At 70.9% G+C, this 13,081-nt stretch carries 9 protein-coding genes, 5 tRNA genes and 1 pseudogene; 10 read left to right on the top strand and 5 right to left on the bottom strand.

Translation table 11 applies throughout. The annotated features are described in order from the left end of the window. The 4 genes and pseudogenes from IE153_RS40545 to IE153_RS40530 all read right to left on the bottom strand — a co-directional run. A pseudogene (locus tag IE153_RS40545) lies at positions 1-120 on the bottom strand (ATP-binding protein); the annotation flags it as partial. Then, positions 101-496, bottom strand: coding sequence for a DUF742 domain-containing protein (locus IE153_RS40540; protein WP_030851927.1), 396 nt, complete (start codon positions 494-496; stop codon positions 101-103). The pseudogene IE153_RS40545 and the gene IE153_RS40540, both read right to left, overlap by 20 nt. A 110-nt stretch (positions 497-606) precedes the next feature. Next, positions 607-1,020 (bottom strand): roadblock/LC7 domain-containing protein, encoded by a 414-nt coding sequence (locus tag IE153_RS40535; RefSeq protein ID WP_031138073.1) that lies wholly within the window; start codon positions 1,018-1,020, stop codon positions 607-609. Positions 1,021-1,029: 9 nt separating this feature from the next. Further along, positions 1,030-4,971: a sensor histidine kinase gene (locus IE153_RS40530; protein WP_189594678.1), complete on the bottom strand. Its 3,942-nt coding sequence runs from the start codon at positions 4,969-4,971 to the stop codon at positions 1,030-1,032. A gap of 602 nt (positions 4,972-5,573) precedes the next feature. Here IE153_RS40530 and IE153_RS40525 point away from each other — a divergent pair. The 10 genes from IE153_RS40525 (at position 5,574) to IE153_RS40480 (ending at position 11,903) form a co-directional block, all read left to right on the top strand. Beyond that, on the top strand, positions 5,574-5,765 hold the full coding sequence (locus IE153_RS40525) for a hypothetical protein (RefSeq protein ID WP_189594680.1): 192 nt from the start codon (positions 5,574-5,576) through the stop codon (positions 5,763-5,765). Positions 5,766-5,937: 172 nt separating this feature from the next. After that, positions 5,938-6,714, top strand: a complete 777-nt coding sequence (locus IE153_RS40520) for a fumarylacetoacetate hydrolase family protein (RefSeq protein WP_031109874.1) — start codon at positions 5,938-5,940, stop codon at positions 6,712-6,714. Next, positions 6,707-8,191, top strand: coding sequence for a glutamate--tRNA ligase (gene gltX / locus IE153_RS40515; RefSeq protein ID WP_189594677.1), 1,485 nt, complete (start codon positions 6,707-6,709; stop codon positions 8,189-8,191). Before IE153_RS40520 ends, gltX begins: the two co-directional genes overlap by 8 nt. A 175-nt stretch (positions 8,192-8,366) precedes the next feature. After that, positions 8,367-10,583 carry a FlgD immunoglobulin-like domain containing protein gene (locus tag IE153_RS40510; protein ID WP_189594676.1) on the top strand — a complete coding sequence of 739 codons (2,217 nt, stop codon included), beginning with the start codon at positions 8,367-8,369 and terminating at the stop codon, positions 10,581-10,583. Positions 10,584-10,612: 29 nt separating this feature from the next. Further along, a complete protein-coding gene (locus tag IE153_RS40505; protein WP_189594675.1) occupies positions 10,613-11,344 on the top strand; it encodes an HAD family hydrolase in 732 nt (243 codons plus the stop codon). 88 nt (positions 11,345-11,432) lie between these two features. Further along, positions 11,433-11,504: transfer RNA gene (locus IE153_RS40500), tRNA-Gln, on the top strand. A 21-nt stretch (positions 11,505-11,525) separates the two neighbouring features. Further along, positions 11,526-11,598 (top strand) — tRNA-Glu (locus tag IE153_RS40495). Between the two features lie 39 nt (positions 11,599-11,637). Beyond that, a tRNA-Glu gene (locus IE153_RS40490) sits at positions 11,638-11,710 on the top strand. Between the two features lie 20 nt (positions 11,711-11,730). Next, positions 11,731-11,802 (top strand) — tRNA-Gln (locus IE153_RS40485). A 28-nt stretch (positions 11,803-11,830) separates the two neighbouring features. Further along, positions 11,831-11,903, top strand: a tRNA-Glu gene (locus tag IE153_RS40480). 190 nt (positions 11,904-12,093) lie between these two features. On the opposite strand, the gene ndgR is transcribed toward IE153_RS40480, so the two are convergent. Further along, positions 12,094-12,810 (bottom strand): IclR family transcriptional regulator NdgR, encoded by a 717-nt coding sequence (gene ndgR, locus IE153_RS40475; RefSeq protein ID WP_003993203.1) that lies wholly within the window; start codon positions 12,808-12,810, stop codon positions 12,094-12,096. Positions 12,811-13,081 lie beyond the last annotated feature (271 nt).

The raw sequence follows: 13,081 nt of genomic DNA, 5'->3' as shown, positions 1-13,081 counted from the left end.
CAGCGGGTTGATCTCCGAGACGGCACCCACGAACGTGGTCTTGCCCACGCCGAAGCCGCCCGCCACCACTATCTTCGCGGAGGTGGTCGATCGACCCGCGTCAGAGCTTGCGAAGTCCACTGAGCACCCTTTCGAGCAGTGTCACGTCCGGTGCGCCGGTGGCGTCGTCGCCGCCCGGCTGGTGGATCGCGACGAGACCGGCCTCGGCGAGGTCCGCGACCAGGATCCGGGCCACACCCAGCGGCATGTTGAGCAGCGCCGAGACCTCGGCCACCGACTTCACCTCACGGCACAGGTGGCAGATCCGCTGATGCTCCGGGAGCAGCCCCATGAGCGCGGCGGGGTCCGCGGTCGTACTGATCAGTGCCTCGATCGCCAGCTGGTAGCGCGGCCGGGTCCGGCCGCCGGTCATGGCGTACGGCCGGACCAGCGGCTGGTCGCCCTCGTCCTCGTACGGCTCCGCGTACGGATCATGAGAGGCGGTGGGCGGGGTCATGGGTCCTCCGGGCGGGACAGCAAGTCGGTCAGCAAGCCGTCTGACGGGGCCTGTGTGGGGTGTGTGGCGGCCGGACGGTGATGTGGTGAGACGGGTGGTGCCGGGGCCGATCAGTGGAGCAGACTGCCTTGGAGCTCAGCTCGCAGGTCCGGGGTGAGGACCGCGCCCGCGCGGTCGACCAGGAGCGCCATCTCGTAGCCGACGAGGCCGATGTCGCACTCGGGGTGGGCGAGGACCGCGAGGGACGAGCCGTCCGAGACGGACATGAGGAAGAGGAACCCTCGCTCCATCTCCACGACCGTCTGCGCCACCTCACCGCCCTCGAAGATCCGGGAAGCGCCCGCCGTCAGCGACGTCAGGCCCGAGGCGACGGCCGCGAGCTGGTCGGCGCGGTCGCGCGGGAAGCCCTCGGACAGCGCCAGGAGGAGACCGTCGGCGGACACGACGACGGTGTGGGACACCCCGGGGGTGTTGTCCACGAAGTTGGTGATCAACCAGTTGAGATTCTGTGCCGCCTGGCTCATCGGACTCAACTAACGCTCCTGCTGGTGAGTGGGCCGTGGGTGGCTGCCGGTCTGGGTGGACCCGGCCTGACGACCCTGTGCGATTCCCCGACGGAGATTGGTCAGCCGGCCGCGCACGTCATCGGGCGCACGCGAGATCTGCGGACCGCTCTGGTGGGTTTGCTGCTGAGCCGTGCCCGGGACGAGGTTCGCCCGGGGCACCCGGCGCGGCAGGCCGGAGGTGGTGACACCACCCGCGGCGGGCTGGCGGACTCGCTCGGCCTGGCGGACGAGATCGTCGTTCGGCGAGGTGCGCCAGCCGGCGGGGGCGGACCGCTGCGGACCGGTGGGTCCCTGCGGCTGCTGCGGGGCGGCCGGAGCGGAGCCGTTGTTCTGCGGCTGCTGCTCCTGCTGGCCGTGGAACCAGTTGGTCTCCAGCGTGTCGTACAGCGGCGTACGACCGTCGCCGGGACCGGACGCCGGCGGCAGGGCCTCGGGCTCCTGCCGGACCGGGCGGGTCTGCGGGGCGGGCGGACGCGGGGCACCGAAGTCGGCCGGGCCCCGGCCACCGTTCGGCTGCGGCCGCTCGAACTGGCCCGTGCCCGCCGGGTCGGCCTGCGTGGCCGGACCGGGGAGGGTGGGCCGCCCGGAGCCGTTGTCCTGGCGGGGCGCCGGGTACTGGCCCGTGGAGCCGTTGTCCTGGCGCTGAGCCGGGTACTGGCCGGTCGAGCCGTTGTCCTGGCGCTGAGCCGGGTACTGGCCCGTCGAGTTGCCGTCCTGGCGGGGCGCCGGGTACTGGCCGGTCGAGCCGTTGTCGTAGGACTGCGGGGCCGGGTACTGACCCGTGGAGCCGTTGTCGTAGGACTGCTGCGCCGGGTACTGGCCCGACGTGGACGACGGGTCCGGGCGGCCGCCCGGGGTGCCGAAGACGTCCGGGCGGACGAACGAACCCTGGCCCTGCGAAGCGTTCGCGCCGGGGCCGAACGGGTCCGCCTGCTGAGCGGCGCCGAAGTCGGCCGGCGAGCCGAGGCCCTGCCGGTCGTTGTCACGCGGCACGGCCGGCATCTCGGTCGTCGCGCCCGGGCCCTGCCGGTCGTCGACGCGCGGGAGGGACGAGGTGCGGGAGACGTCGGGCTCCTCGTGGCCGCGCGGGGCGTCCAGCGAGGCGCGCGGCACCGGCGGCTGGGCGTTCTCGTCGCTCCAGCTCGGCACGCGCGGCTGGGCGTCACCGCCGGGCAGCTCGGCCCGCGGACCACCGCGCGGCGGCAGCTGCGGCCTGCGGCCCTTGCCCTGCTCGGCGTTGCCCTGCTTCTTCCGGCTTCGGCCCCCGCCGAAGGCGTCCTGGCCCTGCGGCCCGTTGGTGCCCGCGGCCTGCAGACCCTGCGGGGCACCCGGAGCCTGCTGGCCCTGCGGGGCACCCGGAGCCTGCTGGCCCTGCGGGGCGCCCGGCGCCTGCTGACCGAACGCACCGGCACCGCCCTGAGCGGGACGGCCCTGCGAGGGGCCACCCTGCTCGAACGACGACGGGCCGGGACCCTGCGGTCCGCGCGCACCGCCCGGCGCTCCCGGACGGCCACCGTCCGCGTCACGCCCGGGCAGTGCGGCCCGCGGGCTCTGACCGGGACCGAGCCGGCCACCGCCGGACGCACCGGCCCCGAGAGCACCGCCACCGAAGGCACCGCCGGACGCGCCGGCCCCGAGGGCACCGGCGCCCTGGCCGGCACCGGCGGCACGCCGGGCCGCGGCCGCACCGGCGGCGGCCTGCGCGGCGGCGGGACCGCCGCCACCGACCGGCGGCTGACCGGGCTGCTTGGGCTGGGGCTTCCGGCCGCCCTGGGCGACGTCGACGGGCAGCATGACCAGCGCGGTCGTACCACCGGAGTCGGACGGGCGCAGCTGGATGCGGATGCCGTGCCGCTGGGACAGCCGGCCGACCACGAACAGACCCATGCGGCGGGAGACGGAGACGTCCACCGTCGGGGGAGAGGCGAGCCGCTCGTTGATCGCCGCCAGGTCTTCCGGCGACAGGCCGATACCGGTGTCGTGGATCTCGATCAGCACACGGCCGTCGGGCAGCGCGTGACCGGTGACCTTGACCTTGGTCTGCGGCGAGGAGAACGACGTCGCGTTCTCCAGCAGCTCGGCGAGCAGGTGCACGAGGTCGTTGACCACGCGGCCGGCCACTTCGGTGGTCGGCACCGAGGCCAGCTCGATGCGCTCGTACTGCTCCACCTCGGACGCGGCGGCGCGGAGCACGTCGACCAGCGGCACCGGACGGGTCCAGCGGCGGCCGGGCTCCTCACCCGCGAGGACGAGGAGGTTCTCACCGTTACGGCGCATACGCGTCGCGAGGTGGTCGAGCTTGAACAGCGAGGACAGCTGGTCCGGGTCGGCCTCGCGGGACTCCAGCTCGGAGATCAGCGACAGCTGGCGCTGGATCAGACCCTGGGAGCGGCGCGAGAGGTTGGTGAACATCGCGTTGACGTTGCCCCGCAGCAGGGCCTGCTCGGCGGCGAGGCGGACCGCCTCGCGGTGCACGTCGTCGAAGGCCGCGGCCACTCGGCCGATCTCGTCCCGGGAGTGCACACCGACCGACTCCACGGACGTGTCGACGTCCTGCGGGTCGGACTCGGACAGCTGCTTGACCAGCTCGGGCAGACGGTCGGAGGCGACCTTGGTCGCGGTGTCCTCCAGGCGGCGCAGCGAACGGATCATGGACCGCGCCACGACGAAGGCGCCGACCAGCGACACACCGAGCACGATCAGGATCAGGGCACCGGAGATGATCGCGTCGCGCTCGGTGGCGCTGCGCAGCTCGCGGGCCTTCTGCTCCATCTCCTCGAGCAGCGTGTGCTCGATGTTCTTCATCTGCTGGATCTTGGTGGAGCTGTCGTCCAGCCAGTCGCGGTAGGACCGCTTGTCCTGCTGGGCGAGACCGCTCGCGGAGACCAGGGCGCGACCCGCGTAGGTGTCGGTCGCCTTGATCGTCGAGTTGCCGCCGTCCTCGATCGGCTTGAGCAGCTCGGCGGCGGAGTCCTCGCCGTAGATGCTCTTGAAGCTGCGGATCTCGGAGTTCTGGCTCTCCAGGGCGGACTCGGCGTAGAGCCGGTCGTTGGGCGAGAGCTTGCCGGTCGTGGTGTTGCTCGCGGGCAGTGCCGCCGCGAGGGCCGCGCGCTGGATCGAGGAGTACTCCTTGGCGGAGGAGAACGCCGCGAGCGCACGCGTGCGCTGGATCATGTCCGGGTTGCTGGTCGCCTCGGCCATGTCCTGGGAGAGGTCGATCAGGTTCTCGATCAGACGGTGGTACGCCTCGATCGTCTGCGTGGAGTTGTCCTCGGAGGCGTAGGCGCCCTTGCGGATCTGCTCCAGGTCGCCCAGCTCGCCGGCGAGCTGCACGAGGTACTCGCGGACGCCCTTGAGGTTGCCGTCCTTGCTGCTGCTGTCGATCTCCTCGGAACTGTCGAGGAAGTTCTTCATCGCCCGGTCGGTCTTCTCGCGAAGTCCCTTGACCGTGAAGTCCGTGGCCTTGCCGCCGTGCGCGAGCGGGCCGGCCGACTGGTCGCGCTCCTCCTGGAGCGCGGCCGACAGCTCGGTGGCCTGCTTGGTCAGGTCCGTCAGCAGCTTCATGTTGTCCAGCTGCTGGATGTTGTCCATGGAGTCGTTGATGCGCAGCGCGCCCAGCGACGTGGCGGCGACCACCGGGAGCGCGAGCAGCGACACCAGGCGGGTGGAGATGCGCCAGTTCCGCAGGGCTATTCGCGGACCGGGGCCCACGGGACCCGTCGGCGGCTTCAGACCCTTGGACGGGCCGGTGGAACCGGAAGCGGTCGGCCCGGAGCGCTCGCCGCCGTCACCGGCAGGGCCCTGGTTCTGGGCGTGCTGGGGCGAGGAGCCGCCATTCATGGGGCCAGTCCCGCCGTGCGGCTCCGGCTCCGCCGAAGCGCTGCCATCCCTCTTGAAACGTCCCTGCACTAGCGTCGCAACCTCTGGACCAGGCACCCCGTCGCCTGAACGGCGGGGCACGGTGTCGGCGTTCTGGGGACGCCCTGAAAAACGCCCCCGTGGTGGTCGTGAGTGACCGGCGCTGGCTCCCCCTTCTCACCGCCGCTCGGCGCGTCTGTGCGCCCCCTGTGCGCCGGCTCGATCCTGCGGCGGTCCGTGAGATTCCAGCACAGCACAGGATCTCCAACAAGGCCCGTAGGCCGAGCCGTGATGTAGGTGACACCACGTGAGTGCCGGATCACCGGTCGTAGAAAGCGAGTTCGCCCATTTCGGGCGTAATCCCGCGAGTCGACGAGTCGGGCCAGGTGTCCCAGTCGCCATGATCAGGAGCGGAATGATGGCTTCAGTAAGCCAATGTCCGTTTCGTTGGGGTGGGGTGTGAGTCCGGATTGACCGTTTCGCCCTCTGATTCGTGAGGAAACTCACACGCTGATCATGCCCCCTGCGCGGCCGGGCCGGGGAATCGGATGTTTAGCCTGACGCTTTACATCGATGGCACAACCGACAACCCGCGCCCGTACGGGGGTTCACACCTCGCCCGGCGCCCTCCACAGGACAGGGTCAAGTAAACAGTGAAGACGACGACGATGTTCCACAAGATCGCCAACCCGCGACGCACGACGCTGGCACACCTGGAAGACGCCGACGAACTGCAGACGCCGGAGCAGCCGGAGCACCCCGTCGACCTGCCGGCCCAGACCGCAAACCCCAAGCGCACCGTCCTCATGGAGATCCCCGTCGCGGCCGTCGCGGCCGCGGAGTGACACCAGCAAGTACGCGTGCCGGCCGCCGGATGCTCACGGCGGCGGGACACGGATTCTCCAGGGGCGCCCCCCGCGACGGGGCGCCCCTTCATAATGCGCGGGGCGGGGACACCTCCCCGCGTTAGCCTGGACCGTCAGACTCCAGCCGTTCAGTCAAGGGGCCAAGCATCCCGTGCGCATCGCCAGGTTCTCCATCGACGGGAACGTCGCCTTCGGCGCCATCGAGGGCGACAAGCAGGACGAACTCGTCCTGGACATCATCAAGGGCATCCCGTTCGCGGACTTCGAGCTCTCCGGCACCAAGGTGCCCGTGAGCAAGGTCAGGCTGCTGCCGCCGGTGCTCCCCAACAAGGTCGTCGCCTTCGGCCGCAACTACGCCGAGCACGCGAAGGAGCTGGGCAACGAGGTCCCCGACGCCCCCTTCGCCTTCTTCAAGCCGTCCACCTCCGTGATCGGCCCCGGCGACGAGATCCAGTACCCCTCCTTCTCCGAGGAGGTGCACCACGAGGCCGAGCTGGCCGTGGTGATCGGCCGGATGTGCCGCGAGGTCCCGCGCGAGCGCGTCAAGGACGTGATCTTCGGCTACACCTGCGCCAACGACATCACCGCCCGCGACGTGCAGCGGCGCGAGAAGCAGTGGGCCCGGGCCAAGGGCTTCGACAGCTCCTGCCCGCTCGGCCCCTGGGTGGAGACGGACCTGGACGCGAGCGACCTCACCATCCAGCTCACCGTCAACGGCCAGCAGCGTCAGCTGGGCCGCACCAGCGAGATGATCCACTCCGTCGAGGACCTGATCGTCAACATCTCCGAGGCCATGACGCTGCTTCCCGGCGATGTGATCCTCACGGGCACCCCGGCTGGGGTCGGCCCCCTGAACGTCGGCGACGAGGTCGCCGTCACCATCGAAGGCATCGGCACTCTCACCAACAAGGTTGTCAAGCGTGGCTAGCGCACCCGGCTCCCCCGTACGCGTCCGTTTCTGCCCCTCGCCCACCGGTAACCCCCACGTGGGCCTGGTCCGCACCGCCCTGTTCAACTGGGCGTTCGCCAAGCACCACCAGGGCACCCTGGTGTTCCGCATCGAGGACACCGACGCGGCCCGCGACTCCGAGGAGTCGTACACCCAGCTGCTCGACTCGATGCGCTGGCTGGGCTTCGACTGGGACGAGGGCCCCGAGGTCGGCGGCCCGCACGCGCCGTACCGCCAGTCGCAGCGCATGGACCTCTACAAGGAGGTCGCGCAGAAGCTGCTCGACGCCGGTCACGCCTACCGCTGCTACTGCTCCCAGGACGAGCTGGACACCCGCCGCGAGGCCGCCCGCGCCGCCGGCAAGCCCTCCGGCTACGACGGCCACTGCCGCGAGCTGACCGCCGCCCAGGTCGAGGAGTACCAGGCCCAGGGCCGTGAGCCGATCGTCCGCTTCCGGATGCCCGACGAGACGATCACCTTCACCGACCTGGTCCGCGGCGAGCTGACGTTCACCCCGGAGAACGTCCCGGACTACGGCATCGTCCGAGCCAACGGCGCCCCGCTGTACACGCTGGTCAACCCGGTCGACGACGCCTTGATGGAGATCACCCACGTCCTGCGCGGCGAGGACCTGCTCTCCTCCACCCCGCGCCAGATCGCCCTGTACAAGGCGCTGATCGAGCTGGGCGTCGCCAAGGAGATCCCGTCCTTCGGACACCTGCCGTACGTGATGGGCGAGGGCAACAAGAAGCTCTCCAAGCGTGACCCGCAGTCCTCCCTCAACCTCTACCGGGAGCGCGGCTTCCTCCCCGAGGGACTGCTCAACTACCTCTCCCTGCTCGGCTGGTCCCTCTCGGCCGACCAGGACGTCTTCTCGATCGCCGAGATGATCGCGGCGTTCGAGATCTCCGACGTGCAGCCCAACCCGGCCCGCTTCGACCTGAAGAAGTGCGAGGCCATCAACGGCGACCACATCCGCCTGCTGGACGTGAAGGACTTCACCGAGCGCTGCCGCCCCTGGCTCCAGGCGCCGTTCGCCCCCTGGGCCCCGGAGGCCTTCGACGAGGCGAAGTGGCAGGCCATCGCGCCGCACGCGCAGACCCGCCTCAAGGTCCTCTCCGAGATCACCGACAACGTCGACTTCCTGTTCCTGGACGAGCCGGCCGAGGACGAGGCCTCCTGGGCCAAGGCGATGAAGGAGGGCTCGGACGCCCTGCTGCGCACGGCCCGCGAGAAGCTGGAGGCCGCCGACTGGACCTCCGCCGAGTCGCTGAAGGAGGCCGTCCTGGCCGCCGGTGAGGCCCACGGCCTCAAGCTCGGCAAGGCCCAGGCCCCCGTCCGCGTAGCCGTCACCGGCCGCACGGTCGGTCTGCCGCTGTTCGAGTCCCTGGAGGTCCTGGGCAAGGAGACCACCCTGGCCCGGATCGACGCGGCGCTGGCGAAGCTCACCGCGTAAGCGCACGGCATCACACCGCGAGGGCGGCGTCCGGTTCGGGCGCCGCCCTCGCCGTGTCCGCCCAGCCGTCACCCGGAGTTCACCCTTCCGGCCAACTCCCGTCTCTGGAGGGGACGTTGGATGCCCTCTGTGCGCACGGTGCGTGTGTGCGCCCAGATACACAGGGGGAGAGAGCATGATCCGTGCACGAAGACTCGTCCGCGCGGCAGTCGGCGGGGTGGTGGCCCTGTCCTGCACCGTGCCGGCCGCACCCGCGCAGGCGGCGCCCGCAGCCGACGAGCCGGCCGGCACGGTGCGGCTGGCCACCGAGAAGCGCGTGACCGTCGACTACCCCTGGGCCGGGGCGTCCGGCTTCCAGTACCGCCCGGGGTCCACCTCGGTCACCACGGTGGACTACCCGGGCGCGGTCCCGCCCGCCCACGCCGGCCCGGACGACCTGGCCACCGGCACCGACGTCGTGAACACCCGCGACGGCCAGAGGGTGCTGCAGAAGCACCGCTCCACAGGCGTCACCGCCACCGTCACGATCCCCTCCGGCCAGGCCTACCGGGCCGCCGCCGGCTGGAGCGTGCTGACCATGGACGGCACCGGCGCCCTGCACGTGCTGCGCACCGTCGACGGCACCCTCACCGTGGACACCCCGGTCACCGGCTTCCCCGCGGGCGCCCGGCCCGTCCTCTACCGCACCGGCGGCTCGGTCGCCCGCCTCGCGATCGTCTACGCGCTGGACGGCAGGACGTCCGTGGGCCTGGTCGACCTCTCCGACGGGGCGTTCCGCACCTACGTCACCGGCGACACCGCGACCCCGCAGCTCGCCTTCAACGACCGCTGGCTCGTCGCCGACTTCAAGGCGATCCGGGTGGACGCCGGACCCGGCACCGAGCCCACCGCCCTCACCAGGACCGACGCCCAGCTCGAAGCGGTCGTGGGCGACCAGCTCCTGCTCGGCAACCCGATGTTCGTCACGGGCGGTACCGAGGCCGCGCTGACCGCCCGCTCCCTCCTCACCGGCGTCACCGGCACCGTGCTCCCCTCGTCGTTCGGCGGCATCGGCCCGACTCTGGACGGCGGCGCCCTGGCCACCGCGGGCCCCTCCAGCCTCGACTGGAACATCCACCGCATCACCCCCGACGGCAGCGGCGGCCTCACCACCGCCGAGGTGGCCGAGGTCCCCGCCGCGGCGACCGGCGTTCAGGGACTGGCCGTCGCCGGCGGCGAGGTGTTCCTCTACGGAGCGACGCCGGGCGCCTCGCTGCGCTACAGCAGCTTCCAGCTGGACGCGGCGGGCCGACCCAACGGCCCCCAGACCCGCCGCAGCCCGGGACTGAGCCCGTCCACCTGCCTCACCGGCGACGCCGCCTGCCCCCAGCTGGAGGCCCTCGGCGACGGCAGGGTCAGCCACCTGTGGACCGGCGAGACGGGACAGGAATCCGTCGTCACCGTCGGCCTCGACACCGCCACCGTCCTCAGCGCACCCACGGACGGCGACTCCTCCGGCCGTATCGGCGCCGGCACCGGCCGCTACGTGCTCTACAACGGCGGCTCCGGCAAGCAGCGGATCATCGACTTCCCGCGCGCCGCGACCGCCGGCGAAACCGCCCTCACCCGCGACCGCACCGCCGCCGCGGTGTGGGGACAGACCCTGTGGGCCCCGGGCGGCGCCCAGGGCCAGGTCACCGGCCGCAACCTCAAGACCGGCACGACCACCACCATCGCCACCGGCGCCCCCTGCACCCCCACCGACATCCAGGCCGTCAACACCTGGCTGTACTGGTCCTGCGGCAGCACGGCCGGCGTCTACGACCGGGCCACCCACCGCAAGATCACGGTCCCGGCCGACCTCGGCCCGGCCCGCCTCGCCGACGGCTTCCTGCTCCGCGAGAACCGCACCACCCACGAACTGCTGCTCACCGACTTCCACACCGGCACGGCCACCACCCGCACCCTGGTCAGACTGCCCGCCACGGACCAGAACACCGGCGGCAGCAACGGCCGCTGGGCCGTCGACCGCTTCGGCGGCCCCATCGCCTACCTCAACGGCACGTACGGCGAGGTCTCGATCGTCCCCAGCGGCGTCCCCACCTCGCCTCTCGCGCAGATGGAGGCCCAGGTCCACTCGCCCTCCGTGATCGGAAGATCCTTCCCCTGGACACCGGTCTGGCAGCTGAACAAGCCCTCCACCTGGGCTCTGACCCTCACCAACGCCTCCGGCAAGATCGTCCGCACGCTGACCGGCAGTTCCACGGGAGCAGCCGTACGCCCCGCCTGGGACGGCACCACCGACAGCGGCGGCGGCGCCACGGGCGGCGCGTACACCTGGAAACTCACCGCCCACCCCCGCGACGGCCAGGGCCCGGACCTCACGCTCTCCGGCACCATGACCCTGGGCTGAGAGCATTCCGCGGTGGGTACGGTCGGAACATGAGCATCCAAGCCGTGGTCTGGGACGTCGACGACACCCTCTTCGACTACACCACCGCCGACCGCCTCGGCATGCGCGCCCACCTCACGGCCGAGGGTCTGCTCGACCGCTACGACAGCGTCGAGCAGGCCATCGACCAATGGCGGGAGATCACCCACCTGCAATGGGCCCGCTTCTCGGCCGGTGAGGCCACCTTCCAGGACCAGCGGCGCGACCGCGTACGGGTGTTCCTGGACCGGGACCTCACCGACGCCGAGGCCGACGCGTGGTTCCAGCGGTACGTCACGCACTACGAGGCGGTCTGGGCCCTCTTCCCGGACGTCCTGCCCGTCCTCGACGCCCTCTCCGCCAGCCACCGGCACGCCGTGCTCTCCAACTCCAGCCTCCACGTCCAGGACCGCAAACTGCGCGCCCTCGGCGTCCACGACCGCTTCGAGACCATCCTGTGCGCGGCCGAGCTCGGCATCTCCAAGCCGGAGGCCGGGGCGTTCCTCGCGGCCTGCGAATTCCTCGGACTGCCGCCGCACCAGGTCGCCTACGTCGGCGACCACCCGGAGATCGACGGGCGGGGCGCCGCCGACGCCGGACTGCTGTCGGTGTGGATCGACCGAGGCGGTCTGTACGCCACGATCGACCCGCCCGTCGGGCCGCACCGCATCGCCTCCCTCGCCGAACTGCCGTCCCTGCTGGGCTCGGATACTCGTTTTGGAGCCCCGTCCACCTTCGGGTAATGTTCTTCCTGCGCCGCGGGAGCGGGCCGGAAGGCCGGAACCCCAGGCGCACAACTAGAACACGAACCCTCCGGGGCTTGCGTTCCAGTGGCCTATGGTGTAATTGGCAGCACGACTGATTCTGGTTCAGTTAGTCTTGGTTCGAGTCCAGGTAGGCCAGCTCGCAGAGCTCATCTGCATCGCCCCCGTTGTGTAGCGGCCTAGCACGCTGCCCTCTCAAGGCAGTAGCGCCGGTTCGAATCCGGTCGGGGGTACTGTTCCGAGCGATCGACGATCATCTCGGGACTGCTAGGGCCCCCGTTGTGTAGCGGCCTAGCACGCCGCCCTCTCAAGGCGGTAGCGCCGGTTCGAATCCGGTCGGGGGTACTGACTGGTCTAAACCACATTGGTCTATGGTGTAATTGGCAGCACGACTGATTCTGGTTCAGTTAGTCTTGGTTCGAGTCCAGGTAGACCAGCTCGGACCTGCGGAAACGCAGGCTCCACGCCCCCGTTGTGTAGCGGCCTAGCACGCCGCCCTCTCAAGGCGGTAGCGCCGGTTCGAATCCGGTCGGGGGTACACATCACATGAGGCCCCTCACTTCGGTGAGGGGCCTCATGCGTGCTTGCCTTCTGTTGGGGGCGCGGGGAACTGAGCGAGCAACCCCTACCGGCCCGCACGCGACGATCAAACCGTCCGTGCCATGGTGCGTGATCGGGAAAGGCCTGCCGCGGCGTTGAGGCCGGCCTCCCCCGAAACGCTCCGTCGGTCAGCCGGTGCGCCGCAACGCCTCGGAGAGACGTCCCGCCGCATCGATCACAGCCTGCGCATGCATACGCCCCGGGTGCCGCGTCAGCCGCTCGATCGGCCCGGACACGGACACCGCGGCAACCACACGGTTCGACGGCCCCCGCACCGGCGCGGACACGGACGCGACGCCGGGCTCCCGCTCACCGATCGACTGCGCCCAGCCCCGCCGGCGCACACCCGACAGCGCCGTCGCCGTGAAGCGCGCCCCCTGCAGACCGCGGTGCAGCCGCTCCGGCTCCTCCCAGGCCATCAGGATCTGCGCCGAGGAGCCGGCCTTCATCGTGAGCGTCGAACCGACCGGGACGGTGTCCCGCAGTCCGGACAGACGCTCCGCCGCGGCGACGCAGATACGCATGTCGCCCTGGCGGCGATAGAGCTGCGCGCTCTCGCCCGTGATGTCACGAAGATGCGTGAGCACCGGGCCGGCGGTGGCGAGGAGACGGTCCTCACCCGCGGCCGCGGCAAGCTCTGCCAGACGGGGGCCGAGAATGAAACGGCCCTGCATGTCGCGCGCCACCATGCGGTGGTGTTCCAGGGCCACGGCCAGGCGGTGGGCCGTGGGTCGTGCCAGTCCGGTAGCACCGACCAGACCCGCGAGGGTGGCCGGACCGGACTCCAGAGCGCTCAGGACGAGGGCCGCCTTGTCCAGAACGCCGACGCCGCTACTGTTGTCCATGAAACGATACTTGCGTCTCACTCTGTGAAACGCAAGTTCAAATTTCCGTGGAACGCGCCACCCTGGAATCACGAAGTCACAACGGCCCGTGACATAAGGGCCTGGTGGTGTGTGCCCGGAGTCAGGGGTACGGGCACCGCCTCCTCAAGATCTCTAGTTGGGTCGGCGGATCGTCGTCGGCCGGAGGGAACAGCGATGGGTAGGACACTCGCGGAGAAAGTCTGGGACGACCATGTCGTCCGGCGCGCGGAGGGCGAGCCCGACCTTCTCT

Origin of the sequence: Streptomyces massasporeus (assembly GCF_014648995.1) — a bacterium.
Classification (GTDB): domain Bacteria; phylum Actinomycetota; class Actinomycetes; order Streptomycetales; family Streptomycetaceae; genus Streptomyces; species Streptomyces massasporeus.
The sequence above is the reverse complement of the archived record's forward strand: the minus strand, read 5'-3'. Positions and strand labels throughout refer to the sequence as shown.

Excerpts from the sequence above, each read along its gene's own strand:
- IE153_RS40540 (WP_030851927.1), bottom strand. The coding sequence starts at position 496 with ATGACCCCGCCCACCGCCTCTCATGATCCGTACGCGGAGCCGTACGAG.
- IE153_RS40510 (WP_189594676.1), top strand. The coding sequence starts at position 8,367 with ATGATCCGTGCACGAAGACTCGTCCGCGCGGCAGTCGGCGGGGTGGTG.
- IE153_RS40535 (WP_031138073.1), bottom strand. The coding sequence starts at position 1,020 with ATGAGCCAGGCGGCACAGAATCTCAACTGGTTGATCACCAACTTCGTG.
- IE153_RS40505 (WP_189594675.1), top strand. The coding sequence starts at position 10,613 with ATGAGCATCCAAGCCGTGGTCTGGGACGTCGACGACACCCTCTTCGAC.
- ndgR (WP_003993203.1), bottom strand. The coding sequence starts at position 12,810 with ATGGACAACAGTAGCGGCGTCGGCGTTCTGGACAAGGCGGCCCTCGTC.